Source organism: Paraburkholderia sacchari, from assembly GCF_000785435.2.
Taxonomy (GTDB): Bacteria; Pseudomonadota; Gammaproteobacteria; order Burkholderiales; family Burkholderiaceae; genus Paraburkholderia; species Paraburkholderia sacchari.
This window is the reverse complement of the sequence record NZ_JTDB02000014.1, coordinates 110,065-135,739: the sequence shown is the minus strand read 5'-3', so window position 1 is coordinate 135,739 and position 25,675 is coordinate 110,065. Positions and strand designations below refer to the sequence as shown.

18 protein-coding genes, 5 pseudogenes and 1 riboswitch are annotated in these 25,675 nt (G+C 57.9%); of the genes and pseudogenes, 8 read left to right on the top strand and 15 right to left on the bottom strand.

Annotated features, from left to right (window positions below; all coding sequences use genetic code 11):
• From NH14_RS30925 to NH14_RS33950, 3 genes and pseudogenes are all read left to right on the top strand, one after another.
• Positions 1 to 193 (top strand): annotated as a pseudogene (locus tag NH14_RS30925) (acetyl-CoA C-acetyltransferase); the annotation flags it as partial.
• Positions 194 to 467: 274 nt separating this feature from the next.
• The gene (gene phbB, locus NH14_RS30920; RefSeq protein ID WP_035535264.1) at positions 468 to 1,211 is read left to right on the top strand and encodes an acetoacetyl-CoA reductase; all 744 of its coding nucleotides are present in this window, start codon (positions 468 to 470) and stop codon (positions 1,209 to 1,211) included.
• Between the two features lie 673 nt (positions 1,212 to 1,884).
• Positions 1,885 to 2,445 (top strand): H-NS histone family protein, encoded by a 561-nt coding sequence (locus NH14_RS33950; protein ID WP_269151894.1) that lies wholly within the window; start codon positions 1,885 to 1,887, stop codon positions 2,443 to 2,445.
• A gap of 282 nt (positions 2,446 to 2,727) precedes the next feature.
• On the opposite strand, the gene NH14_RS30910 is transcribed toward NH14_RS33950, so the two are convergent.
• A complete protein-coding gene (locus NH14_RS30910) occupies positions 2,728 to 4,755 on the bottom strand; it encodes a TonB-dependent receptor domain-containing protein (protein ID WP_407947202.1) in 2,028 nt (675 codons plus the stop codon).
• 165 nt (positions 4,756 to 4,920) lie between these two features.
• A riboswitch (cobalamin riboswitch) is annotated at positions 4,921 to 5,115 on the bottom strand.
• Positions 5,116 to 5,393: 278 nt separating this feature from the next.
• On the opposite strand from NH14_RS30910, the gene NH14_RS30905 reads away from it, so the two are divergent.
• Both NH14_RS30905 and NH14_RS30900 read left to right on the top strand, forming a co-directional pair.
• Entirely contained in the window at positions 5,394 to 7,118 is a 1,725-nt protein-coding gene (locus tag NH14_RS30905; RefSeq protein ID WP_035535262.1) for a hypothetical protein, read from the top strand.
• Between the two features lie 13 nt (positions 7,119 to 7,131).
• Positions 7,132 to 7,656 (top strand): hypothetical protein, encoded by a 525-nt coding sequence (locus NH14_RS30900; RefSeq protein ID WP_035535260.1) that lies wholly within the window; start codon positions 7,132 to 7,134, stop codon positions 7,654 to 7,656.
• A gap of 68 nt (positions 7,657 to 7,724) precedes the next feature.
• Here the strand turns inward: NH14_RS30900 and NH14_RS30895 are convergent, their stop codons facing one another.
• Positions 7,725 to 8,759 (bottom strand): ribonucleotide-diphosphate reductase subunit beta, encoded by a 1,035-nt coding sequence (locus tag NH14_RS30895; RefSeq protein WP_244143516.1) that lies wholly within the window; start codon positions 8,757 to 8,759, stop codon positions 7,725 to 7,727.
• 3 nt (positions 8,760 to 8,762) lie between these two features.
• Positions 8,763 to 9,965 carry a 5-demethoxyubiquinol-8 5-hydroxylase UbiM gene (ubiM, locus tag NH14_RS30890; RefSeq protein WP_035535258.1) on the bottom strand — a complete coding sequence of 401 codons (1,203 nt, stop codon included), beginning with the start codon at positions 9,963 to 9,965 and terminating at the stop codon, positions 8,763 to 8,765.
• Positions 9,966 to 10,271: 306 nt separating this feature from the next.
• Between ubiM and NH14_RS30885 the strand changes: the two genes are divergently transcribed.
• On the top strand, positions 10,272 to 11,351 hold the full coding sequence (locus NH14_RS30885) for a tartrate dehydrogenase (RefSeq protein ID WP_168727176.1): 1,080 nt from the start codon (positions 10,272 to 10,274) through the stop codon (positions 11,349 to 11,351).
• Between the two features lie 113 nt (positions 11,352 to 11,464).
• On the opposite strand, the pseudogene NH14_RS30880 reads toward NH14_RS30885, so the two are convergent.
• The 11 genes and pseudogenes from NH14_RS30880 to NH14_RS30830 all read right to left on the bottom strand — a co-directional run bounded on the left by NH14_RS30880 (position 11,465) and on the right by NH14_RS30830 (position 21,958).
• Positions 11,465 to 12,270 (bottom strand): annotated as a pseudogene (locus tag NH14_RS30880) (IS5 family transposase).
• A 52-nt stretch (positions 12,271 to 12,322) separates the two neighbouring features.
• Entirely contained in the window at positions 12,323 to 12,838 is a 516-nt protein-coding gene (gene ilvN, locus NH14_RS30875; RefSeq protein WP_168727175.1) for an acetolactate synthase small subunit, read from the bottom strand.
• A gap of 115 nt (positions 12,839 to 12,953) precedes the next feature.
• Positions 12,954 to 14,659, bottom strand: a pseudogene (locus NH14_RS30870) (acetolactate synthase 3 catalytic subunit).
• Positions 14,660 to 14,778: 119 nt separating this feature from the next.
• Positions 14,779 to 15,105 carry a hypothetical protein gene (locus NH14_RS30865; protein WP_152617374.1) on the bottom strand — a complete coding sequence of 109 codons (327 nt, stop codon included), beginning with the start codon at positions 15,103 to 15,105 and terminating at the stop codon, positions 14,779 to 14,781.
• On the bottom strand, positions 15,102 to 15,524 hold the full coding sequence (locus tag NH14_RS30860) for a redoxin family protein (RefSeq protein WP_331253481.1): 423 nt from the start codon (positions 15,522 to 15,524) through the stop codon (positions 15,102 to 15,104). Before NH14_RS30860 ends, NH14_RS30865 begins: the two co-directional genes overlap by 4 nt.
• A gap of 60 nt (positions 15,525 to 15,584) precedes the next feature.
• Entirely contained in the window at positions 15,585 to 16,823 is a 1,239-nt protein-coding gene (locus tag NH14_RS30855; RefSeq protein WP_084226039.1) for an ATP-grasp domain-containing protein, read from the bottom strand.
• Positions 16,804 to 18,000: an MFS transporter gene (locus NH14_RS30850; protein ID WP_035535341.1), complete on the bottom strand. Its 1,197-nt coding sequence runs from the start codon at positions 17,998 to 18,000 to the stop codon at positions 16,804 to 16,806. Before NH14_RS30850 ends, NH14_RS30855 begins: the two co-directional genes overlap by 20 nt.
• Positions 18,001 to 18,150: 150 nt before the next feature.
• Positions 18,151 to 19,230 (bottom strand): amidinotransferase, encoded by a 1,080-nt coding sequence (locus tag NH14_RS30845; RefSeq protein ID WP_202031838.1) that lies wholly within the window; start codon positions 19,228 to 19,230, stop codon positions 18,151 to 18,153.
• Positions 19,231 to 19,242: 12 nt separating this feature from the next.
• The gene (locus NH14_RS30840) at positions 19,243 to 20,148 is read right to left on the bottom strand and encodes a cupin-like domain-containing protein (RefSeq protein ID WP_084226038.1); all 906 of its coding nucleotides are present in this window, start codon (positions 20,146 to 20,148) and stop codon (positions 19,243 to 19,245) included.
• Positions 20,149 to 20,151: 3 nt separating this feature from the next.
• Positions 20,152 to 20,889 carry an SDR family NAD(P)-dependent oxidoreductase gene (locus NH14_RS30835; RefSeq protein WP_168727174.1) on the bottom strand — a complete coding sequence of 246 codons (738 nt, stop codon included), beginning with the start codon at positions 20,887 to 20,889 and terminating at the stop codon, positions 20,152 to 20,154.
• Between the two features lie 4 nt (positions 20,890 to 20,893).
• The gene (locus NH14_RS30830) at positions 20,894 to 21,958 is read right to left on the bottom strand and encodes an aromatic ring-hydroxylating oxygenase subunit alpha (RefSeq protein ID WP_084225978.1); all 1,065 of its coding nucleotides are present in this window, start codon (positions 21,956 to 21,958) and stop codon (positions 20,894 to 20,896) included.
• Positions 21,959 to 22,356: 398 nt separating this feature from the next.
• Here NH14_RS30830 and NH14_RS34200 point away from each other — a divergent pair.
• Positions 22,357 to 22,476: pseudogene (locus tag NH14_RS34200) on the top strand (IS3 family transposase); the annotation flags it as partial.
• 381 nt (positions 22,477 to 22,857) lie between these two features.
• Here the strand turns inward: NH14_RS34200 and NH14_RS30825 are convergent.
• Positions 22,858 to 23,130, bottom strand: a pseudogene (locus NH14_RS30825) (transposase); the annotation flags it as partial.
• Positions 23,131 to 24,298: 1,168 nt separating this feature from the next.
• On the opposite strand from NH14_RS30825, the gene NH14_RS30820 reads away from it, so the two are divergent.
• Positions 24,299 to 25,657 carry an MFS transporter gene (locus NH14_RS30820; protein WP_035534152.1) on the top strand — a complete coding sequence of 453 codons (1,359 nt, stop codon included), beginning with the start codon at positions 24,299 to 24,301 and terminating at the stop codon, positions 25,655 to 25,657.
• Positions 25,658 to 25,675: the final 18 nt, after the last annotated feature.

The following is a 25,675-nucleotide window of genomic DNA, read 5'->3' as shown; positions in this document are numbered from 1 at the left end:
GATGGGCTGGGACACGTCGAAGATCAACGTGAACGGCGGGGCGATTGCGATCGGTCACCCGATTGGCGCATCGGGCTGCCGGATTCTGGTGACGCTGCTGCACGAGATGCAGCGCCGCGACGCAAAGCGCGGTCTGGCCTCGCTGTGCATCGGCGGCGGCATGGGCGTGGCGCTTGCGCTCGAGCGCGCTTGAGCTTGAGCGCGATCGAGCGCTGCGAGTACTACCCCGCGTGCCTGATCCGCTGATCGGGCCGCACTGAAGTCAAGCGGTTTGTCCGCGCGGCACGAGATATGCGCGCGGGCAAACCAGACAAATTTCGCGCAACATTAGACGGACACAATAAGCCGCGCGAACATGCCCGAGTGGTTCTCGCCTCGCGTGCGAGGATGCCCGGGCACACAAGAAGTGGCGCTTCAACACCGGCGCGCCATGTGAATAATGTAATTTTCTCTCGCGGATAGAAAGGATGACTAAGCGTATTGCATTGGTAACAGGTGGCATGGGCGGTCTCGGTGAGGCGATTAGCGTCCGTTTGTACGACGCGGGCTATACGGTTGTCGTCACGCACTCGCCGGACAACGCAGGAGCCAAGGACTGGCTCGCGAGAATGAAGGAGGCGGGCCGCGAATTCCACGCGTATTCCATCGACGTTGCCGACTACGATTCGTGCCAGCGCGGCGCGCAGAAGATCAAGAACGAAGTCGGCCCCGTCGACATTCTGATCAACAATGCGGGCATCACGCGCGACGTGACATTCAAGAAGATGGACAAGGTCAATTGGGACATGGTCCTGCGCACGAACCTGGACTCCATCTTCAATATTTCGAAGCCGCTGTGCGACGGGATGGTCGAGCGCGCGTGGGGCCGCATCATCAACATTTCGTCGGTGAACGGCTCCAAGGGCGCCGTGGGCCAGACGAACTATGCCGCGGCGAAGGCCGGCATGCACGGCTTCACGAAATCGCTCGCACTGGAAGTCGCCCGCAAGGGCGTGACGGTGAACACGATTTCGCCGGGCTATCTTGCAACGAAGATGGTGACCGCCATTGCGCAGGAGATTCTCGATACGAAGATCATCCCGCAGATCCCGATGGGCCGTCTCGGCAGCCCGAATGAAGTTGCCGCGCTCGTGCTGTTCCTGTGCTCGGACGACGCCAGCTTCGTGACCGGCGCGAATATCCCCATCAACGGCGGCCAGCACATGCAGTAACGCTGTAATCGTCTTGCTTCGCCGCAAGCCGCGCCGGCCGTCCTGGCCGGCGTCGTTTGCGGCGTGCCGATATACATCCCGCGGCGGGAGACCGCCGCGCTAAGGCCCGCGCAGCCCTGCGTTAGAGGCCGAATCCAATCCGCTGCATCCCCATTCCCATTCCCCGCGCGACGAGAATCGCGCCGCCCTATCCCGTAGCGCACCATCCGAATCCGGCAGCCATTGCGAGCAAGACGGCAATCGTCGATGAAGCGAAGCAAGCGGAAACCGAAATCATCGCGCTATTCCTGAAATGACATGTAATCGTTTGCTCGCGCGACGGCGATCAACCGCACTTGAAATGAGCTAAAAGCGCCGCATGTCGTTTCGCGAGTCCACAGCGTCTCGCGACAAACTCGAATTTCTTCGAAATCCGTCTCGTACGCGCCAAATCAGTTGTGTGCGGACCGGCTTGCGACTATCGTGCAACTAGATATCGCCGAGTGAAAGGATTTGGAAGAATTCGATATCGAAATTGCCGTGGATCGAGTCTGCGAATGATCACGCCGATAGCAGTCAATTTGCATGCATTGCCGCTTTGCCGTCATAATTGGGTATGCCAAGACGGCATTGCCTATATGGGCGAATGCGTGGGCCAAGCCAAACTTCGACATGCAAAACGAAGTTCAAACAGTTGCTTGGGGGTGTGTTCCTGACAGGGAGAATGAGTATGGTTACGTTGGACGCAATCAAGCTGAAGATTGCAAAGCTTGAGAAACAGGCGGTCGCGATTGCCGAAAAGCAATCGTCTATCGGTCTCGCGAGAATTCGCGATCTGATGCAAAAGCACGGTTTGAGCGTTGCCGATATTGAGCGCTTCGTCGGCAAAAGACGCGGCCGCAAGCCCGGCGTCAAGGCCGCGAATGGCGCAGCGAACGCGCCGCATCCTAATGCACATCCGGTCGCGCCGAAATACGCCGATCCGAAATCCGGCGCAACCTGGAGCGGGCGCGGGCGCGCACCGGCCTGGATTCGCGACGCCAAGGACCGCTCGAAATTCCTGATCGCGGCAGGCGCGGCGCCCAAGGCGGCATCGGTCAAAACCGCTGGCGCGAAGAAAGCCGTGGTGAAGCGTGCGGCAGCAAAAAAGGCTGGCGCAAAAACCACCGCCGTTAAAAAAGCAGCGGCTGGCACGCGTGGGCGCAGGAAAGCTGCACCCGCAAAGAAGGCCGCAGCACCCGCAGCCGCAGCCTGATCCCCCTCTGATCGAGCGGCTCAATCAAGCTGTTCGATAACCCGCCTGACCGTAGCCGGTGTTGCACCGTTCCCGAGCGGAACAGCGCAACACCGGTTACGGTTATCGCCGCAGGTCGACTGACGGCCATCCTTTTTCCATCACCCTCGTTTAACAATTTCCGCAATAGTGGGCCGAACTATTTCCGCCAGCCTTTGCGTCATTGCCACGTCGTTGCCACCTCGTTGCCATTTACGCGCCGCGATTTTTGAAAGGCAGGTGTAATCAGCGCCGCGCGTGCAATCAGAACGTATAAGTGAGTTTGCCGAACGCAGTCCGCCCGAGGCTGTTATAGCCGTACGTAGTCATGTACTGGCGGTTGAACAGATTCGATATCGACGCAGACACCAGCAGGTGAGCATTCACCTTATACGAAGCACGCAGGCTCACTGTCGTGTACGACGGCAAATACAGCGTATTGAACTGATCGTCGAAGGTCGAACCGCCGTAAAGCAGTGAGACGCCCGTGCTGAGTGCGTGGAGATGGAATTCATCCCACGTATGGTCGACGCTCAGACTCACGGTTTGGCGCGGGCGGCGATTGAGCCAGGTCTGATCGGTCACGTCCTGCGGATTCAGAATGCCGATAGCGAGACTCACGGGCGTATACGCACCGAGCGTGCCCTTGTACGAGAGGTCGAGCCCCTGAATGTGCGCACGCCCAATGTTTACGGGCAGAAAGGTTTGCGCATCGTACGTGATGAGATCGTGCACGCGCGTGTCGTACACCGCGGCCGTGAAGGTGCCGTACGAGGTGTTGGCATCGAGCGCCGCTTCCACCGTGTCGCTGCGTTCCGGCTGGAGGTTGGGGTTCGCGTAGCCCGGATAGTAGAGGTCGTTGAAGGTCGGCAGCCGGAACGCATTGCCATAGGAAATGCGCGCCGTATAGACCGGCGTGATCGCCCATGAGAGCGCGGCATTGCCCGTATTGACGGCCTGCCCCTGGACGATCTCGTGGCGCCCGGCGAGGAACAGCGTCACGTCGCCGAGCGTGGCCGACTGGTGCAGCGACACAGCGGAGTCGTTGCGCGCCGGCAAGCCGCTGGGCACCTCGACCGGCAAGAACGCGAGTTCGCGCGAGTAGTCGTAGGCGAGCTTGGTTTCGCCCGAAAGCGGCTGCCCGAACAGCGTGTGCCCAGTCTCCTGATGCGTGATCGACGTCGACGTGGAGAAGCGCGTCGAGTCGAATTGATCGGTGGGGATGGTGGGATCGTTCGAGTAGATGAACTGGCGATCGGTCGCGTAGCCCACCGACTGATCGAATTGCGTGAACGGCGTGATGTCGAGGTGGAACGCCGCGCCGGTCGTGAGTTGATGGTCGCGCTGGCGGTCGTTGCCGCCCGCGTTGTCATAGGACAGATCGGACTGGTGATACAGCGCGAACGTGGAAATCGACCAGTTGCCGTGCGCGTAGCCGAGCCGTCCATTGACGTCCTGGGCGTGATACGGATTGCGGCCGTCCTCGTGGCCGTAGGCCCAGGGCCGGGTCGCGTCGATGCCCGCCGTGTTGTAGTCGTGCAGGCCGAGTGAGTACGTGAGGCCCCCGAGCGCCGCTAGCGGTCCGCTCGAAGGCACGGTGCCCGAGGTGCTCAGCATCGTGTCGAAGGTCTTGTTCGAGCCGCCGCCGAACGACACCGTGGTCCGGTTCGGCAGATTCGACGCGCGGCGCGTGAAGAGCTGCACGACGCCGCCCACGGCGTCCGCGCCGAACGAGGCGGCAGCGGGGCCAGAGATCACCTCGACGCGATCGAACGCCTCGGTCGGCAGATCGGCCCAGTCGGGCGTGCCCGTGGTCACGGAGCCAATGCGGATCCCGTCGATGAACACGGCAACCTGCTCGGGCGACGAGCCGCGAATGCTCACCGAAGACAGCGAGCCCGGCCCGCCGCTTTGCGCCACGGTCACGCCCGGCAGTGTGGCGAGCGCCTGCGTGATGCTCGGGTCGGCGGGCGAGAGGCGGTCGAGGTCTTCGCGCGTGAGCACTTGCGTGCTTGCGTAGCGCTGGTCGAACGACTGCGGCAGATGCTGCGTGTCGCCCACCACGAGGATGTTCGGCAGCGTGGGGTCGTTGTCCGGGGCAGCGGATTCGGTGGGTGCGGTGGATACGGTGGCGGCGGGCGGCTGCGTCGCGGGTGTCGTGGGTGTCACGGGCGCGGCAGCGGCAGCGCTGTGCCATGCAAACGCGCTCATGGCGCACGCGGCGGCGAGATGGCGAAGTTTCGGCTGGCGGTCTTGTCTGGAGCCGCCGGGAGCCGGCGGAATGTGGCCCATGCGCTGGCCAAAGCGTTCGCCAATGCAGCGGCAACGGGCTTCCTGGGCGGAAGCCGTTTCAATCGTGGTGGACATGCAACTGATCCTGAGGTCGGGCTGTCCTTGCAACGTGCGACCGCGCACGGGCGGTGCTTGCGCATCGGGACACCCCGCCCCGTGCGGCTGCTTGGACCTCGGTCGATGGCAGGTCTCCTGGCTCGCGGGTCGACGCCCCTTGCCGGCCTTCCCGGTTTCCCAGTGGCGCGTTTGGCATGGACTTGCCGCTCACAGTTGCGGGGGCAGCCGCAGACTCGGGGCCGGGCGGCCTCACTGCGTTCCCTTTTGATCCCGTCGCCGGGAACCATCAGGGCGCAAGGGTAATGGCCGCGCATGATGTGCGTCAACCCGTTATGCATCGGGCGTTGTGGAAATGCCTGTCGGACACTGCGCGCCCGGCCCGAAAGTAAATAGCCCGCTTTACGATTGCGGCAAAAGGCAGCACCAGGCGCAATCACACTCTCATTTGTTCGAGAACCCCTTTTTCGCTGAAATTCGCCGTTGGCGAGAATGAATTCGGATTAGTCCGATCTCGATGTTTCGCGACCCAGCCTAATATCGCGCTCCAGCCAATTTTGGGGGCACGAATAATGAAACGAAGATTGGGATCATCGGTTGATGGGTGGCAGTGGCTGCGTCTCTCGCTCTGTACGCTGTCGGTTGCCGCTTTGACGGCGTGCGGCGGCGGTTCGGACAACGGTCCGAATACAGACGCCACAGACAACTCGAACGCCAGCGACACGCCTGGCGTCGAGGGAAAAATCACCTACGATTATGTTCCGACTGCCTATACGGTTGCCACGGACGGTACACCGAGCGGGGGCCTGGATTACGCGAACACCGAAAAGCGTCCGGTGCGCCAGGCGCTTGTCGAACTCGTATCGGAAGACGGCGCGACCGTGCTCGGCAAGACCACCACGGACGACACCGGCGCGTATTCCATCCAGGCACCAGAGGGTAAGCGCGGTTATGTGCGTGTTACGGCGCAGGCGTCGCAGGGCCCGGATGCAACGCCCGACTATGCGATCAATATTCGCGATAACACAGCGCCCGAATACAAGAGCACGCCCAGCACCGCGCCGCTTTATTCCATGCGCGGCAGCGTTTTCACGATCAATGCGACGGCTGTGAAGCTCGATTTGAACGCGGGCTCGGGCTGGACTGGCGCGGGCTATGGCGAGCCCCGCACGGCTGGACCGTTCGCCATTCTCGACCAGACCGTGAATGCCGCGCAGAAACTGCATGGCGCCGCGCCGAGCGTGCCGCTGCCGGCGATCAATATTTTCTGGAGCGTCAACAACCGGCCTGCCTCGGGCGAGAAAAGCGCCGGTTTTATCGGTACGAGCCACTACATGAACAACGAGCCGGGTAAGGGCTTGTATATCCTGGGCGCGGAAAACGTCGATACCGACGAATATGATGCAAGCGTGGTGGTTCACGAGTTCGGGCACTATGTGGAGGCGAACGTCTCGCGCTCCGATTCCATCGGCGGAAGTCACAACTTTGCCGACGCCCCTGACATGCGGGTTGCGTTCGGTGAAGCCTGGGGCAATGCGTTTTCTTCCATGATGCGCGGCACGCCCGATTACACGGACACGTCCGGCCCGAAGCAGGCAGGAATTTCAATCGCCATGCGTCTCGACCAGGTGCCGTCATACGCTCACCCCACATGGTTCGGCGAGGCGGCGGTCGGCAAATTCCTGTATTCGCTCCAGCAGTCACCTGAGATTGGTTTTGCGCCGATTTATCAGACCATGCTGAACGGCGAGAAGACCACGCCCGCGCTAACCAGCGTTTTTTCGTTTGCGGCCGCGCTGCGGCCTACTCTCACCAGTGCGGGCAAAAGCCAGTTGGACGCATTGCTCAATGCCATCAACGTGCGGGGGGGCGACAAACTGGATGCATGGGGAACCGAGACGACGTTCCAGGGCGATCCGGCGAATGCGAATCCCGCTGTGTTCCCGATCTATGTGCCGCTCGCTGCCGGCCGGACAGTAACAGCTTGCTCAACCACGCAGTTCGGCGGCGGCAACAAGCTCGGCAACTATCGCCATTTGCGCGTCACGGTTCCCGCCGCGGGCAAGTATCAGTTTTCGATCGTGCCGGTTGCAAGCGGGATTGCCGCAGGCGATTACGGTGTGTTGCCGTATTCACTGGGAAAATCGTTGCCGAGCACCGAGGCCGGCAACGGCGTCATGGTCGTGGACTTCCCGGCCGCCGGCGATTACCCCGTTGATGTCGCGGCGGTGGGTGATCTCGATGATTCGGCGAAGATCGGCACCGCGCCGCATTGCGCTACCGTGTCGATGCAGCAAGTCAATCAGTAACCAGGAGCACACGATGAAAAAGATTATTTTCATGACGCTTGGCATCGCATGGCTGTTGAGCGCCCAAGGGTGCCTGGCTGGGGCGTCGGCGCAAAGCACGCCGCGAAACGCGTCCTATACTGCGCACGCTGGCGAGCAAAAGAGCTATAGCGGCGTCACCATTCAGGCCTCCGCTGCGCGTGGCGCGGCGGGCAGCCCGATCAGCGTGCAGATCAACTATACGGGCTTGCCGGTGTCTGGCGCGGGCGAGGTGACTTACACGACGGAAGGCTCGCTGCGGCTCTCCGGCTCCGCCCAGAAGTCGCTCACACCCGATAGCAAGGGTGCCAGCCAGGACACCGTGGTCGTACAGGCTGCCTCCGATGGCGCGTACTTCCTGAACGTGTTCGTCAGCACGGCCTCTGGAACCACGGTGGTGTCCATCCCCGTGACCGTGGGGAACGCGGCATTCAAGCCGGTTGCGGCGGCGGCATCCACGGTGTCCACGCCGGGCGGGCAACGCGTGATTGAAATGCCGGCGCAGGAAACGCGGCACTAAGCGCGAAGCGGGAGCACCGGACGAATGCCCGGTGCTCCCGTTCTACGTCTTCACTTTGTGCGGCCCGCCTAGTTCCAGTCCAGCGCGCCACCCGTCTGATACTCCGTCACGCGCGTTTCGAAGAAGTTCTTCTCCTTGCGCAGATTCGCCTGCTCGTCGAGCCAGGGAAGCACGTTTTCCGCACCGGGAAACGGCGCGGGCATTCCCAGTTGGCCCGCGCGCCGGTTCGCGATGTGGCGGAACTGGGCGCAGTGCAAATCGGCCGAGTAGCCCAATATCGGCTCGCGCAGAATATAGCCTGCATAGGCCGTTTCAGCTGCATCGGCCTCTTCCCAGATCTGTTGCACGGCGCGTGGATCTAGCTGCAGGTTTTCCTCCTCCAGCAATTGCCGGATTACGCGGATGCCAAAGCCGCAATGCAAAACCTCGTCACGCATGATGTACTGGAATTGCTGCGCGGTCGCCTTCATCAAGCCACGCCGCTGGAGCGCGAACACCGGCGTGAAGCCGTTATAGAACCAGCAGCCCTCGAACACCGCCGCGAAGAACAGGTAGGCCAGCGCGAATTCGTGCAGCGTGTCGCGGTTGGTGAGGTCGAGGCCGGGGGCCAGAATGCGCTCGAGCCGCCGGTTCGCGAGCGCGATCTTGGCGTGGATTTCCGGCACGACGCGATAGCGGTTATAGATCTCCTGCTGGTCCAGCCCGAGTGTCTCGATGCAGTGCTGGTAAGTCCAGGTGTGCAGCTCCTCCTCGTAGACCTGGCGTGCCTGATAGATCTGCAATTCGGGCGCAGTCATCTTTTCCATCACCGCGAGCCCGATGTTGCGCATCGCGAGAATGTCCGACGTGGTGAGGTAGGCGAGCACGTTTTCGAAAACATGCCGCTCGGTTTCGGTCAGGCGCTGCTGGTAATCGTGCACGTCGTCGCTCATGGAAATTTCGAGCGGCGTCCAGTGATTGCGGTTCGCGCTCAGGAAGCACTCCCATGCCCACGGATAGCGAAACGGCGCGAGCTGATTGATATCGCCGCGGCCGTTGACGACGCGCTTGTCTTCGGCGCGCGTGGCTTGCTGTTGCGAATCTGTTTTGCTGGCGATGGTCACGGCTTAGAGCCCTCCCGCGAGGTAGGCGGCCACGCCTCGCTTGAAGGGGCGCAGATGATCGCCCGCGCGCAGCAGGACATCGCGGGCCAGGCGCGCCGGCAGATGATCGCGCGTGTAGATCGAAGCGATCATGCCGGTGATCAGATAGAGCGGGCGCGTCGCCAGGCGATGCTTGTGCTCGTAGCGCCGCAACAGCGCATCGGATGCGTAGTCGCGCCCGGCGAGGCAGGCTTCGCGAATCGCACCGGCGAGCGTGCCGACGCCCGACAGGCCAAAGTTGAAGCCGTGCGCCGTGACCGGATGCATGCCCACTGCCGCATCGCCCACGGCCGCGAAGCGCCGCGCCACGAAGTGCTCCGGATAAACGGCGACCAGCGGATACGCGTGCCGCGTCGTGACCAGGTCCATATTGCCGAGGCGGTGATCGAAGCGGCGCTCGATTTCGTCGGCGAAGGTGCGCGCGTCCGCGTGCTTGAGCCGCTCGATTTCGTGGCCCGTGAGCGTGAGCACCACGGAAGACTGGAATGCGCCCGACGTCGGATGCGGATTCATTGGCAGCAACGCGAGCGTCTGGCCATACCCGAACCACTCCCACGCAGCGTGGCGATGCGGTTTTTCGTGCGTCATGCCGCACACCAGCATCGTTTTGCCGAAGTCGCGCATCTGCGCGGAGATGCCCATCATCCTCCGCGTGGACGAAAACCGGCTGTCCGCCGCTACGATCAGGCGGGCTTCGATGGATGTCCCGCCTTCGAGCTGCACGGTGGCGCAGTGGTTGTCGGACTTGACGCCGATAACGCGTTCGGTGGCGCGCAGCTCGATGTCCGCGCCGTCTTCCTTCGCGCATTGCACAGCTTCGAAGGCGGCCTTGCGAATCTGGTGATTGGCGACCAGCCAGCCCAGTTCGTCGTGCGGGCTCAGATCGCGCCCGATCTCGAGTGCGTACGGCGATTTGCCGTTGAAAACGCGCGCGTCGAGCAGACGCGACTTCGACTGCTCCTCGATCCGCTCCCATAATCCAAGCTGCTTCAGCATGCCTACGGATTTATGCGTGAGCGCGATCTCGCGGCCATCGAATTCAGGATTGCGAAGTTCGTCCACACCCTGCTGATCGACGATCACGATTTTCAGGCCTGTTCCCGCGAGCGAACGGGCGAAGCACAGACCCGCCGGGCCGGCCCCCACAACGACGATATCGGTTTTCACCGGAATCCTCCCATCGATAATCAATTCATCAACGCCGCATGCGCCGCCATGCACGAACGCCGGGGCCGCTGTCCATCCTGCGTGAGGATAGGGACGGGTGCGCGCTTGCTTCTTTCGGACTAGTTCGCCTGGCGTATTCCGGTTGCTGGCGTATTCGGTTAAATGGCGAGCACGCCGATCCCCACACGGGCGACCGGAAATCTATCCCGGATGGCGGCACGGCCGATAGCGACGGATTGCCCTGTGCTGGCGATGTTTGAGGCATCTTTGCGGTTGTCGGGCGTGCAAGGCAACGAAGAGCGAAGCATGGGCAAGACCTTCAAGATCGCGGCGATTCCCGCTGACGGCATTGGCGTGGAAGTGATGCCCGAGGGCGTGCGGGTGGTGGAGGCCGCAGCAGCGAAGTTCGGGCTGAACATCGAATTCACGCATTTCGACTGGGCGAGCTGCGATTACTACCTCGAACACGGCAAGATGATGCCGGACGACTGGTTCGCCACGCTCAATGGCTTCGACGCCATTTACTTCGGCGCCGTGGGCTGGCCCGACAAGGTGCCTGATCACATCTCGCTGTGGGGGTCGCTGCTCAAGTTCCGCCGCGAATTCGACCAGTACGTGAACCTGCGCCCGGTGCGCCTGTTGCCCGGCGTGCCCTGCCCGCTCGCGAACCGCAAGCCCGGCGATATCGACTTCCTCGTGGTGCGCGAGAATACCGAAGGCGAATACACCTCGGTGGGCGGCAAGATGTTCGAGGGCACCGAGCGCGAGTTCGCGCTGCAGGAGGCGGTGTTCACCCGCCACGGTGTGGACCGCATTCTCAAATACGCATTCGAGCTTGCGAACCAGCGCGGCCGCAAGAAGCTCACGGCGGCCACGAAGTCCAACGGCATCTCGATCAGCATGCCGTACTGGGACGAGCGCGTGGCCGCGATGGCCGAGGCCTACCCGGACGTGAAGTGGGACAAGCAGCACATCGACATCCTGAGCGCGCGCTTCGTGCTGCAGCCGGACCGCTTCGACGTGGTCGTGGCATCGAATTTGTTCGGCGATATTCTTTCCGACCTCGGTCCCGCGTGCACGGGCACGATCGGTCTGGCCGCTTCCGCGAACCTGAACCCGGAGCGCAAGTTCCCGTCGCTGTTCGAGCCGGTGCACGGCTCGGCGCCGGACATCGTCGGCAAGGCCATCGCCAATCCCATCGCGATGATCTGGTCGGGCGCGATGATGCTCGACTTTCTCGGCAACGGCGACGCGCGCTTCAAGGCCGCCCACGACGCCATCATGCAGGCGATCGAGAAGGTGCTGGCGCTAGGCCCGCGCACGCCGGACATGGGCGGCGCAGCGAAGACGGCGGACGTGGGCCAGGCCGTGGCTGTCGCCCTGTGAGCCACGGTGGGTTGATTTCCCATTCGTGATGGAGCGGCTGCCTCGCATCGACGGGCGGGGCGGCCTGATCGCGGTCGATGCGCGCGGCAATGTCACGGTGCCCTCTAGAGCCGCTAACACAAGTCATCAACGAAGCGCGAACAGATAACGGTAGCAGCGAGAGAAAGCAACGCAAGATGAATGTCGAGACGGCGCTCGAACCGAATGCGCAATTTGCCGAAGCCGGCGAACCATGCATGCGTGCGCTCGACCACCTAGCGATGTCGTCCGAGCCGCTCCTTGCTTTCCAACCCGCGGCGGGCGATACGGGCCGTGATGCCGCGCTGCTTCAGGTAACGCCGACAGCGAGCGAAGTCATAGCCCTTGTCTGCATGCAATTTGCCCGGGCGTTTGCGCGGCTGACAATTCAGGCCCGACACTGCGGGAATGGCATCGAGCGTGGACTCAAATGCCATCGAATCGTGCCGGTTGGCATCTGTGACCGTGATGGCCCGCGGAATGCCTCGCGCATCTACAACGATGTGCCTTTTCGACCGGAGCTTGCCCCAGTCTGTCGGGTTGGGGCCGGTTTCCTGGCCCCCCGGGGGCTCGAAGCACTGGCACCATCAAGACTCGCCCGTTCCCAATCAATCTGGTCATGCTCACGCAAGCGGCGAAGCATCGCCAGATGCAGTCGCTCCTAAACACCTGCGGCCTGCCAGGCTCGTAGCCGTCGCCAGCACGTCATGCCGCTGCCGAAACCCAGTTCCTTGGGCAGGTATTCCCACGGAATGCCTGTCTGCAGGACGTACAGGATGCCATTCAAGGCTGCGCGGTCATCTACCGTTCGGCGTCGGCCGCCTTTGGACGATGGGGTGAACACCGGAATCAGCGGCTCCAACGCCGCCCATAACTCGTTACTGATTTTGCGTCTGGACATGCCGCCAGAAAATGGCTTTCATGGCTTCATGTCCAGGTTGTGTTAGCCACTCTTAAGGTGCTGTGGTGACTCTTTTATCGATCGGACACGAATCCATTTCGCGCCCGATTCCTGAACTACCGGTGCGAACCGTTTCCAGAATCGCAGCGGCGTCGATCGCTTCGATGAACGCGTCGAGCTTGTCGCTCGCACCCGTCAGTTCGATCGTGTAAGTCTTTTCGGTGACGTCGATGATGCGGCCGCGGAAAATGTCCGCCATCCGCTTCATCTCTTCGCGTTCCTTGCCGACCGCCCTTACCTTGATCAGCATCAGCTCGCGTTCGATGTGGGCGCCCTCGGTCAGGTCAACCACTTTCACCACCTCGATCAGGCGGTTCAGATGCTTCGTGATCTGTTCGATCACGTCGTCCGAGCCAATGGAAACGATGGTCATGCGCGACAGCGAACGGTCTTCGGTCGGCGCCACCGTCAAGGTTTCAATGTTGTAGCCGCGTGCCGAGAAGAGGCCGACCACGCGCGAGAGCGCGCCCGGCTCGTTTTCCAGCAAAACGGAAATGATGTGTCTCATGATGTGATCCGCGATTTATCCAGTTGAGCGTGTCGCCGTTGCGTTCCCGCGAACCCCCGCGCCCCTTGTGTGGGCGCGCGCCGCGCGGGATTGCAACGGCGCCGTGCAAATACCGTTACAGGTCTTCCGAGCCGAGCAGCATCTCGGTGATGCCCTTGCCGGCCTGTACCATCGGCCAGACATTCTCGGAAGGGTCGGTCTGGAAATCGAGGAACACCGTGCGGTCCTTCAGGCGCAGCGCTTCCTTGAGCGCCGGCTCCACATCAGCCGTCTTTTCGATCCGCATGCCGACGTGGCCATACGCTTCGGCGAGCTTCACGAAGTCAGGCAGCGCATCCATGTACGAATGCGAATAGCGCTTGCTGTATTCGATCTGCTGCCACTGGCGGACCATGCCGAGGTAGCGGTTGTTCAGCGAAATGATCTTGACGGGCGTGTCGTACTGCTTGCAGGTCGACAGCTCCTGAATGCACATCTGGATCGAGCCTTCGCCCGTGATGCACAGCACGTCGGAGTCGGGATGCGCCATCTTCACGCCCATCGCCGCCGGCAGGCCGAAGCCCATGGTGCCGAGGCCGCCCGAGTTGATCCAGCGGCGCGGCTCGTTGAAGCGATAGAACTGCGCGGCCCACATCTGGTGCTGGCCCACGTCCGAGCACACGAACGCGTTGCCGCCCGTGAGCTCCCACGCCTTTTCCACCACGTACTGCGGTTTGATGATCTCGCTGCCGCGGTCGAACTTCAGGCAGTTCTTCTCGCGCCAGCCTTCGATGTCCTTCCACCAGTCGGCGAGCGCGACCGTATCCGGACCGTGCTCGGCGTGCTGAAGCTGCTCGATGAGTTCCTTGAGCACTTCCTTCACGTCGCCAACGATAGGGATATCGACCTTCACGCGCTTCGAGATCGACGACGGGTCGATGTCGATATGAATGATTTTGCGCGGACTGGAAGCGAAGTGATGCGGGTCGCCGATCACGCGGTCGTCAAAGCGCGCGCCGATCGCGATCAGCACATCGCAGTGCTGCATCGCCATGTTGGCTTCGTAAGTGCCGTGCATGCCGAGCATGCCGAGGAACTTGCGGTCGCTCGCGCGGTAGCCGCCCAGGCCCATCAGCGTGTTCGTGACCGGGTAGCCGAGGAGGTCCGCGAACTGGTTCAGTTCGCGCGACGCATCCGCGAGGATGATGCCGCCGCCGGTATAGATGTACGGACGCTTGGCCGAGAGGAGCAGCGAGACCGCCTTGCGGATCTGTCCCGAGTGGCCCTTGGTGACCGGGTTGTACGAGCGCAGCGCAATGTTCTTGACCTGCTCATACGCGCACGGCGTGCGCGACACGTCTTTCGGAATGTCGATCAGCACGGGGCCGGGACGGCCGGTGCGCGCAATGTAGAAAGCTTTTTTGACGGTGGCGGCGAGATCGCGCACGTCCTTCACGAGGAAGTTGTGCTTCACGCAAGGACGCGTGATGCCGACCGTGTCGCACTCCTGGAAGGCGTCCTGACCAATCGCGGCGGTAGGCACCTGGCCGCTGATGATCACCATCGGGATCGAATCCATATAGGCCGTCGCGATGCCCGTCACCGCATTGGTGACGCCAGGTCCCGAGGTCACGAGACACACGCCGACCTTGCCGGTCGAAACTCGATTTTGTCCTGCTTGTACAGCTCGTCGTAAATGTAAAGTACCGAGCCGCCGGGGTAGCCCCAAATGAATTCGACCTGCTCGTCGGCGAGTGCGCCAACTACTACCGCCGCGCCACTCAACTGGGGTGGTGAAGATGTCGGGTCAACTTTGCCATCATGCGATATTTCGTCAAACATGCAAATATCCGATTGTTCAATAGCTGATTCACAATCGAACGATTCCAGAATACAGTACTGTTCAATGTGGACGGAAATGCTTGGAATAAATTGTAATGTATCGCGTTGCGACAAAGAAATCACAAAGATAATTGATAAGGATTCTTTATGACAGTTGTTTTGAAATGCGAAACAATCGAATCAGAAACAACTCCACATTCGATATCGAATGGATCGCTTACTGGAGCGAACACATTGTCCCCGGAAAATTCCTTCAACGAATCGAAATCTTCCCAGAACGTACACACATAGAAATGCGCCAAATCCCCCGTCTCAGTATGGTGAATATAGGCAGCGAGTTTTCCTGGAATATTGGCAACTTCATTCTTGAGAAATGCCCAGAATTTTTCAGAATTCTCAACGGGACAATGGCCGTGCCAATGTCGTGCTATAAAGGGAGCCATCATTCACTCCTTTCCTGATGAATGTGCTCCAGGACCGCTTCAGCGCGTGAAAGATTCACCCCCGAAGGGTCGACCCAGAAGTTCTCAACGATGAGATCATTGATGACGACGGCAAATCTGCTGCAGCGGATGCCCCCCTCGATGCCTTCGTCTACCTCAAGTTCAATTTTTCTGGAATACGATGTGTCTGCGTCAGATAGCATCAGAATCCTGTTCTCTGCAAAGGTAGCTTTCCACGCTGCCATTACATTGGTGTCGTTGACTGCGAGGCATGCAATCAAATCGATACCGCGCGCATAAAAAGAAGCTTCGTTGTTGACAAATCCTGGAAAATGGATTTTTGAACAATTCTTCGTGAACGCCCCAGGCACCGCAAAGAGCACAACTCTCTTTTTCTCCAGCAAGCTATGAAGGTTGACTATTTCAGTTCCATTGTCGCCAGAAATGGTAAGCTGTCCTTGTGGAATTGACTATAGTGATCTTCAAAATTCATTCTCCAGCTCGTAGATGAGTCCATTTTTTTCGAGGCGACGTATCGCGTCATAGTCGCACTCCAGTTGCGCGATGTCTGCGTTGACCAGATAGACATGCCCTGGTTTGCTCAGCAGGTTGACGGTTTTCGCGATGGGTGCGCCAGGCAAAAGTATTCCGAAGGACGAATGAAACGAAGGCAACTTCGCAATCGTGTCCTTAACGTGTGAGAACTTGACAACGCCGGCGTTATAAGAAATCAGATTGACGAGCATTAAATTAGCCCGTGGTGCATATTCGTTTTTGAGTTGACTATCAAACCAGTCCGGATCCGTCAGGAGATTCCTGGTGCACGAAATCTGACTTTGTCCGAGCGCGAACTCACTTGCCTTGCCATCAATCCCGCCCTGAATGCGCGCCGCAGTCTCAAGGAGAATCGGCCCCTTCTCGGTCAAGAACAGCTCCGTGTGCGCCGGGCCGTACGTAAGATCCAGTGCGGTCAGCACACGCATGACATAGTCCTGGATGGCTCTTGACTCGGGAAAGTTTGACGGAATCAGTACTTCTCTGTCGTAAATGCTGTAGCCGTCGGCGGTATGGATTCGCCGCTCCTCCCATATTTCGATAATTTTGTGGCGGCCGTTTTGCGTCATCGAATTAACCATGAATTGACGACCATAAAGCTTTTTCTGAACAACAGCCTCCACATTCGGGAGGTTAAACATATTAGTCTTGCTGAATATGTGTTCAAGGGCGTCCACAACCTCACCATAGTCGTTACAGATCCTCACATCATCTCCCCCGGCACTTTCAGCAGGCTTGACAACAACGGGGTACCAGTCCGAGGGAACTTTCGGGTACGTACCGTGTATCAAGACGACAACTTCTTCGGCTGATGGAATCCCGGCTCTGCGCAGCGCCTTTCCCATCTCGGCCTTATTGCGACGAAGTTTTGAGCTGCTGCATGCGTTTCCGGCGACCTTGAAATGGGAGGCGAGCCGGTCGGCGAGAAAAACTCCTGGTTCACTGCCTGCGACGACGAAATCGATCGCCCCAAAATCCAGCCGATCAAAATTGGACAACTCTTCGAGAACAATATTTTGCTTATAAATTCCCGGATCAAACCCTCCACGATAAGCGTCCGGAACTTCCCGGTTTGATTGAATATGGATGAGTGTGACCCCTGAATCGATTAGCTGGCGAGCAAGAAATCTTCCCGAGCTGTAACCGTCAACGATAATACCGCGCATGAAATTTCCTGTAGAGATCAAAGATGCACTCGAAGTGCAAGCGTGAATAAAATAGGATTGCCAGCACCGAGACAATCACCGCGATCAAGCAAGATATGCGGTTAAGACCGTACGTATCTGTGAAAACTGAAAAAATCACACCCGTGAAGCACAAGCCGCCATATGAAACACCATAAAAGAGTGCCATTACGCCTTTTATGAATTCCTGACTCGTATTGGAAATCATCGCACCTAGAGCGTAAGATACGCAGATCTCGAATGATGTCATATAAAGAAAATAGATGGGCAGTGATGCAGCTGAACTCCTGAAAATGAAAATTGCATTAAATAGGGCGGCAGAAATAAAAACAACCGCCACCAGGAAAGAAGGCCTGAATCCAGTTTTGATGGCAAAATATCTGGCTACAGCAATGCCTGCAACAATTCCAAACAGCCCGATTACCTCCGTAATCCCGGATCCACTCGCTTCGAAATCAAGCCAATTCAGTGGCAACCATGTCCTTAGCGTCTGATTGACGGACTGTAGGACAATGACAATGCAGACAAGTACACAAAAAAAGAAGTTGAGGCGCGGTGATTGACATACCACCTTGCCAATCTTCAAGATAGATTTGACGTTACCAGATTCTGGCTTTGATACGTCATAGTCAGGCAATCTGGAGGACAGGAATTTGCTGAAGATGAATAGAGAGGCATCGATGCAGCAAATTACCATCAGCGAGAGCTTGCCTAAAAGCATGGTCGCCAGAATGGCACCACAAGCCTGGCCGGAAAATTCAAAAAATTGGATAGTCGCACTATCAGACCCCACTGTTGCTTCAGTCGACGCGAGTTTCACCATGACCGAGCGACTTTGTTTGAGGGAACATTCAACCAGTCCGCGAAGCGACAAAAGCCCGTAAAGGACGAAGGAAGGCAAGGACCCGTACGCAATGCCGGACAGGACGGAGATTACTGCAGCCGCGATGCAGAGTCTGTTGATCAGCAGCTGTGGCGAGTGGTTCTCCGAGATTTGCCATATCGGCTTGATAAAAAGTGCGACTGGTAGATATTGAACGATGAAGACCAATGCAGAACGTGTCACCGAGCCAGTAGAGATAAAGGTTGAACTTGCTATGGCAACGGAGAGTAGGGTGGATCCAACGGAGTAGATTCCCGTAACCCCACCGAGAAGCATGATTACGTTCGAATTAGGTTGATTGCCCATCAAAGATGACTATAAAAATCAATCATAGATGAATAAATTCATGGAAAATCGCGACCGGGCTCGTGGTGATTTCGGCCCAGTCTTTCTTCATAAGTCGAGCTTCATGTCTGAAATGATGAATCAAAAGTAGGACTGCAGTTCGCCTCTCCGACGAACATCGGCCGTAACACAGTGAAAAGCACCACCAAAACGGATGACGTTTCTGAAGTTGACAGGAAGAACGTTGAATCCCCAGCTTTCCATGAACGCTATCATGTTTCTTTCTCCCGCCTCAACCACCACGGTGTCTGGCGAAAGCATCAGCACATTCATGCTAAGCCACGAGGTGGACATATAGAGATTGTGTCCGGGGCGCTCGGTTGGCAAAGGGGCCTTCCGAACTTCCCAATTTTTGAACTGTGCCGGAATGGTGTTCAGTCGCGTCGGGTGAATCAAAAGCTTTCCAGGGCACAACGGCATAAGGGTTGCGTCGATGTGCATTGGTCCTGCGTCCCTGTGGTCGATCTTGTGAATCGTGTACGCTCTGCCGATATGGCTTCTCACCCATTCAATTCCGAAATCGTTCGTCACATGGCTCTTCTGTACGAAGATGTCGCGACCGCAGCGAATAAAATCTGCTGCATCAAATGTCGGCTCAAATTCCGTTACAGCGTACCGATCCGTTAAATATGGTGTTTCCGGATCGTAATGCGGATTAAACGTCTCATCCAGCAACTGCGGCTTGGGAGCGGCAATCCACTTCCCGCCTTTCTGAAAGTACTCCTTCAGCAGCGGCCTGAAAGCATCCGTTTCAAAATAGCGGGACCGCCACGCCATGGGTGCTTCAATGATAAGGTCGCCGATCACCAGCAACGAGTCGCGCGGCATGGCGCTATAGAGTCCACCCGGTGTTTGCCAGTGGGGTGTGCTGTAAGGGGTTGATTTGCGTATTTTCGAAGGCCTGCGAACGACGATGTCGAGTTTCGACAGTGTTTCGGAAAAGATATCAAGTTCTTCGGATGCCTTGGAAACATATCCGGATGGAAATTCCTTTCCAGCGTTGGCAGCGAAAAAACTGATCTGATCCTCCGGCATCGTTGCGCGAACCGCGATGTCCAATTCGGGAACAGTTGCATCAAACATGTCTCCAACAATTACCTCTTCCAACGGATCCCATTCGTTGAAAGAGTTGATCATATGGTTTTTTATATCCGTTTCCATTTGCATTCATAATTATTGTTCCCGTACAGGATCATTGGCCAGCGAAAAACCACCTCGAAATAGATAATTGTATAAGCGCAATCCATTCGGAGGCGGAGTAAAAAAGAAATTATTTTTTTGCGTTTGTCTGAAAAATCCATATCTCAGGAGATCGAGAAATGTACGTGAGGCGTAACCTAGCCCTTGCTTCCAGATCAAACGGATGTATTCCTCGTCGGCCACCGGGCTGCCGTACCAGTGATTCAAAGATATTGAATCTTCGAGCGACACGAGACAGTGCCACCAGCCCTTGGGAATATAAACAAAATCTCCGGGGACGAGAACACGCGACAGAACCGTCACGCTTCGCAATTTCTTGTACGTCGACAGGTCCGGATTCGGAAAATCAATGGCGCTATTTACAATATTATCATCCTCCGGATAAACATTTCTGGTTTGATTCGGGTTGATGAGCCACAGATGTTTTTTGCCGTGAATCTGAACAAAGACATTGTCCTTGAGATCCGAGTGGAGCCCGGAATTCGTCCCCTGCGAACCCAGCCATACGCGAGTATCGGTATGATCATCCGCACCAGAAATCGCTGAGAAGTCTACATCTTCGCCCAATTCGGCGTGGAGTTCTTTCGGCCTCAAATAGGCAAGATAGCAAGGCGTACTGGGATTACTTCTAGACAGGTCAACAAAATCTCCAAAAGTCAGACTCGTCTCGTGGTTTCTGTAGCTGCCAGGGAATTTTCCACTCCTCGGCATGTTTACCATTGGCCGGACAACCTTGTCACCAACGATCGACGAAAGATATTCCCATGACCAGTCGAGGGCGCCCATTTCGATGGAATAGGCACCACAGATTGGCGTGCGCGCATGAAGCCGGACATGCCCGGCAAAATCTTCAGTAATTGGCAGTTCTTCCGTTCTCATCACTCAGCTCGCCATTCCGCCTGCGATTTCACCACCATCCATAACCATAATGGATCCATTAAGATAGTTATTTTTCCCTGACAATATGAAGCTCACCAGTTCTGCTACTTCATCCGGACTCCCAAGCCGCCGGGATGGGTTCTCCTGTGCGCACGCCATCAGTTCATCCTCGGAATATTCTGCTCGCTGCATGGGCGTCAGAATATAGCCCGGGCAAATCGCACACGTATGAATGACAGGCGCCAGCTCTACTGCAAGCGTCTTGGTCAATTCGATTAACCCCGATTTTGCGCAGTTGTACGCCGCATATCGTGGCATACCTACCATGCCACTGACGGACGCAATATTGATTATCTTTCGTGTTTCGGAAGCGTTGGTGCTTTCTAGTCTCGAGAACTCCCGGGAAGTCAGGAACGGTGCGGTGAGATTCACTTTTATCTGCCTTTCCCATGACTCAAGCGATAGATCCCGGAAGTTGACCGGCTCACTGATGCCGGCATTGTTCACGAGCGCGTAGGGTATGCCGTGTTCAGCGCGAATCGTTTCGAACGCCTGCTTGAGGAGGTTTTCGTCTGAGACATCGAGGCGCATGCTTTGGACACCGTCCAATTCAAATGACGCATCATCCTTGTCCAGGTTGACTATTGTGAAATCTCTCCACAACGCTTGCGCGATTGACCGGCCAATGCCTCTCGAGCCCCCTGTGAGTACCACCACTTTCTGCAGTTTGTTGTGTGTCATGTGGTTAGCCCATGTATTTCCACCAGACATTTGCGAAGAGTTCGATTCCCAGCTCGTGGGGCCGTGAAAGCACCCCGATGCGATAGTGACTGGAGTGGGTATTTCGCTGCATCTCACGACATATAACGAAATCTTCTTCCATGTCCGTATGGATATTCACAGTCAATTCGTCGATATCCATTGGCCAGTTTCGTTTTTGCTCTGGCGTTTGATAGACGGGAATGCGTACCACGGTTCTTTCCGGCTCAAGCGGGACAATCTGAAAAATTGACAGATGATTCACCGCTGGCTGGATTGTCATCGACGGCCAGATAAATCCCTGCGGGGATCCACCATCTGTTGCCCAGGGGTATTTACACGGACCTGCAGGTCTGGTCTGTCGGTAGGGCATGTAAACCAGTATATTGTCACCAGTCGGCGTAGTTTGCGTCGCCTTGTGATCAAACACTTTCAGTGTCTGGGGATGGACAAATGAAAAATGATAATCTTCGACGTAATTTTCTACTATGATTTTCCAGTTTACCGCGACGTCCATTATCACTGTGGTAACCAGTTCCATTTCTTCAATGGAGTGGCTATAGTCACGTAAATATTCTGGAAAATTCCCGAGCGCGGCCACTAAACTTGAGTCGTTCCGGTCGAGATTTGCAAAAAGCAGCCCATTCCATAACTCGCACTTCACGGCAACGAGTCTGTGATCGTCCAGCGACAGGTCTTTCAGATAGTGCTCTTGTGCAGGGACGACAATCAATTCCCCCTGTACGTTAAACGTCCAAGCGTGATATGGACAAACGAATCTCCCCTTGCAATTCCCTTCAACTGCAGTTACAAGCTTCGCGCAGCGATGGGGGCAAATATTGATATACGCCGCGTATTCTTCATTGCCTAGATGCACGACGATAACGTCTTCTGTGCCGATCTGTCTTACAACGTATGCGTTGTCCTCTTTGATTTCATTTTTATGGCAAAGAAACGACCACGCTTGACCAAATATTTTCTCCGTCTCACGAGAAAAGGTTTCTCTACTATGGTAGGCCGCGCCGGGTATCGGTAACCTCGCTGATTTCATAAGGGCTCACTGTCTTCTTGTCAATTTCGTTAGAAAACATGCGCTTTCCCACGTTGCTGTCATCGCTGACAGTTGGCCTTTATTTATTTGAAGTGATTTCAACACGCCTCGTATATCAAAAAACATTCAAACAGATAGGTTGTGAAAGATAGCGAGATGTGATGGGAGAATTCTTAATGACGCTGTTCTGGAGGAGACGCGCGTGAGATGTCAGATGGAATGGAAGCTGATGTGGTGGGCTTCTGATGGCGACGGAAGACTGACATGCGCAGTGTCGGCAGGGGACCGTGTAGGTCAGACATTGAGCTGCGATACATTGGCCTTCCACCGTTATCCAGGACACATCAGCTAAGCTGACGAAATCCGGAGAGGATGGAATGAGCAGCACAAGAGGGCACAGATATGCCTGGATGGCGGAGCAACGCGGAGTCCGGCCGACTCGCGCAATGTGTCGGTTGCTCAGGGTCTCGCATGGCGGCTTTTACGAATGGTCGGGTCGAGTACCATGCAAGCATTCGGCCTTTCCAGCGAGATGGTCTGACTACAAGGTTTGACTACGACAGCGCCAGGGCGTTGACGATATATTTAGTACGCTCCGAGCAGGCGATACGGCGCTCCCGTGATCTGATCACGGGAAGTAGCCGAAATAAAAAGGGGACATTTCTGTCAAAGCCATTTTCAGATGTCCGCTTTGGGGGTGCGGCGGAATTCTTGGACTATTTGGGAGCTAGTCCATGTATTCGTACGAAGACCGCATCCGGGCAGTCAAACTCTACTTGAAGCTTAGAAAACGCCTTGCCGCGACGGTTCGGCAATTGGGCTATCCCACAACGAAATGGCTCGAACGTTGGTATCACGCGTACGAACGATGCCTGGATTTGCCGAGGGAACGTATCTGGCAATCGGCGAAGCATCGCCAGATGCAGTCGTTCCCACACACCTGCGCTCTGCCAATCCCGCAGTCGTCGCCAGCATGTCATGCCGCTGCCGAAACCAAGCCCCTGGGGCGGGTCCTCCCATGCAATGCCCGTTTGCAGTACATACGGAATGCCGCTCAATGGCGCGCGGTCGTCGACCGTACGTCGACGACCACCTTTGGGCGACGGTTCGAATACGGGAATCAATGGTTCCAGCGTCGTCCACACTTCGTTGCTGATTTTGCGTCTTGTCATGCCCCTAGGATACGGGGCCTATGGCTTCATGTCCAGGTTGTGTTAGCCACTCTTAATACCGAGGGCATGTATCGCGGTTATGCCCACGTTGGGGATGCCCCTGTCGTGGCGATCTACCGATAAAGCGGACAAGAACTTCGCAAGTCATGCGGTGGCGAGGTCGTCGTGAAAAAATAAAGGATTCCAAATCATTTGCATGCTCGAACGCTTGCTCGCGATGTTGGCGCGCGGCACACATCCCATTTTGAGACGAATGTGCGGCCAATCGGGTTAGCGTTGTCCCACGAGCGCCCGATTGAAAATACGATCACGGAGGGGCGCTGGCCGGGGACCTTGTCGACAATGCCTGCATCCCGGCTACAAGGCAGGCTTTCCTGAAAGGAGACCAGCATGCGGGAAAGGGGGGAGGTAGCAGCACGGCTAATCGATGTGATGCAAGACGGAATCTGCGGCACGGCAACGGAACTGGCGGCGCGCGTGCGGGTCGACGCGCGCAGCGTGCGGGCCGTCCTGCGCATGTGGCTTGATGCGGGAATCGTGCATGTGGTCGAGGAGGTCGTGCCGGGCCGTGCGCGCGTGTTTCGCTACGGCGGGAACGAGCAACCGGCCGGTTGCCTGCCCGGCGCGCTGCGCGACCGGTCGCGCCGGGGGGGGGGGCTGCGATTCCTGTGGACCGCTGGCCCCAGCTCGACTCGGAGTTGGCCGCCGCGGTTGATGCGATGGTTCGCGTGCGCGGGGCCGCGCGCGTTCGCTAGCACGATTGCCTGGCCGGCAGCACGTTGAACCCGCGAATCCCCAGCGCATTCAGAATGATCAATCCAATCATGCGCGCGGGTTAACGTGCGCCCGCTGCCCGCCGACCTGCCCTTGAGCACGGTGCTCAGTCCCACAGTGAAATTTTTGACTGACGTCCTTTCCCTCTCGCACTGTGTCCCCCTTTCCATTCTCACTTCCTGACTCATCTGGCCTCCGGAACCACGGTCGAATTCCGCGTTGACCGAGGCGCCAGCCGGATGCGGAGTCAATATGGAGATGCCGCAGGGTATACGTTTATTTCTCTAATCGTAATCGTTTTTATAATTCGTAACTTCATCCACCCCGAAGCGATCCCATGGCGCGGCGCACTGCGCAGGCCCCGGGTCCTGGCGATTCACGAGGAGAAACACCGATGTCTGACCAGACGGCTTCTGAAAACGTTATCGACGTCGAGCGCGCACTTGGCGAAACGCACCGCCCGTTATTCCAGCTCCTGCTTGTCGCGTTATGCGGTCTGTGCCTTGTCATCGACGGGTTCGATGCGCAGGCCATGGGCTATGTCGCGCCGAGCGTGATTGCCGACTGGCACGTGTCGAAGGCAGAACTCGGGCCGGTCTTCAGCGCGAGTCTGTTTGGCATGCTGCTGGGCGCGTTGGGTCTCTCGGTGCTCGCGGACCGCGTTGGGCGTCGCCCGGTGCTGGTCGGCGCGACGCTGTTCTTCGCGCTCTCGATGCTTGCGACGCCATTGGCCACCACCATCCCCCAATTGCTGGTGCTGCGATTCGTCACCGGCCTGGGGCTTGGCTGCATCATGCCGAATGCGATGGCGCTCGTCGGCGAGTTCGCGACGGCAGCCCATCGCGTCAAGCGAATGATGCTGGTCTCGTGCGGCTTTACGCTGGGCGCGGCGCTCGGTGGTTTCGTCAGCGCCGCGCTGATTCCCGCGTACGGCTGGCACGCCGTGTTCTGGGTTGGTGGCGTGGTGCCGCTCCTGCTCGCCGTCGTAATGTGGATTGCGCTGCCGGAGTCGCTACAGTTCCTCGTCCTGAACGGACGGGATCGCGACGCGCGCGCGTGGCTCGCGAAGTTCAATCCGGCACTGAAGATGGATGGCGGCACGCGCCTCGCCGTGCGCGAAGCCCGCGGCGGTGCCCCGGTGGCCGAGCTGTTCCGCGCGGGCCGCACGCCGGTCACGTTGCTGCTGTGGGCGATCAGCTTCATGAACCTGATCGATTTGTACTTCCTGTCGAACTGGCTGCCGACCGTGATGCGCGACGCGGGCTATGCCCAGTCGACGGCAGTGATCGTAGGGACTGCGTTGCAAACCGGTGGCGTAATCGGGACGCTGCTGCTCGGCTGGGTCATCGAGCGCTTTGGCTTCGTTCGGGTGCTGTTTGCGTGCTTCATCCTGGCTGCCGTGTTCGTTGGCGTGATTGGCGCGGTCGTGCATGCGTTGCCGTGGCTGCTGCTCGTCGTGTTCGCCGCTGGTTTTTGTGTGGTTGGCGGACAGCCGGCCGTCAACGCGCTCGCGGGTCACTTCTATCCGACCACGCTGCGCTCGACCGGTATCGGGTGGAGCCTCGGCATCGGCCGCGTCGGGTCGGTAATCGGCCCGCTCGTCGGCGGACAATTGATTGCGCTGAACTGGTCGAATGTATCGCTGTTTCAGGCGGCATCGGTACCGGTGTTGTGCTCGGCGCTATTCGTGCTGCTGCTGGCCAATGCCACACGGCGATCACGTGGGGCTGGCTCGCGTCGAGTGAACGCATAGGTCAGTAGACCTGATTTA

Coding starts and splice junctions, on each gene's coding strand:
- ilvN (WP_168727175.1), bottom strand. CDS start 12,838: ATGAGACACATCATTTCCGTTTTGCTGGAAAACGAGCCGGGCGCGCTC.
- NH14_RS30885 (WP_168727176.1), top strand. CDS start 10,272: ATGGGCAAGACCTTCAAGATCGCGGCGATTCCCGCTGACGGCATTGGC.
- NH14_RS30900 (WP_035535260.1), top strand. CDS start 7,132: ATGAAAAAGATTATTTTCATGACGCTTGGCATCGCATGGCTGTTGAGC.
- NH14_RS30855 (WP_084226039.1), bottom strand. CDS start 16,823: ATGCGCGGTATTATCGTTGACGGTTACAGCTCGGGAAGATTTCTTGCT.
- NH14_RS30830 (WP_084225978.1), bottom strand. CDS start 21,958: ATGAAATCAGCGAGGTTACCGATACCCGGCGCGGCCTACCATAGTAGA.
- NH14_RS30850 (WP_035535341.1), bottom strand. CDS start 18,000: ATGCTTCTCGGTGGGGTTACGGGAATCTACTCCGTTGGATCCACCCTA.
- NH14_RS30835 (WP_168727174.1), bottom strand. CDS start 20,889: ATGACACACAACAAACTGCAGAAAGTGGTGGTACTCACAGGGGGCTCG.
- NH14_RS30840 (WP_084226038.1), bottom strand. CDS start 20,148: ATGAGAACGGAAGAACTGCCAATTACTGAAGATTTTGCCGGGCATGTC.
- NH14_RS30845 (WP_202031838.1), bottom strand. CDS start 19,230: ATGGAAACGGATATAAAAAACCATATGATCAACTCTTTCAACGAATGG.
- phbB (WP_035535264.1), top strand. CDS start 468: ATGACTAAGCGTATTGCATTGGTAACAGGTGGCATGGGCGGTCTCGGT.
- NH14_RS30865 (WP_152617374.1), bottom strand. CDS start 15,105: ATGATGGCTCCCTTTATAGCACGACATTGGCACGGCCATTGTCCCGTT.
- NH14_RS30910 (WP_407947202.1), bottom strand. CDS start 4,755: ATGGGCCACATTCCGCCGGCTCCCGGCGGCTCCAGACAAGACCGCCAG.
- NH14_RS30820 (WP_035534152.1), top strand. CDS start 24,299: ATGTCTGACCAGACGGCTTCTGAAAACGTTATCGACGTCGAGCGCGCA.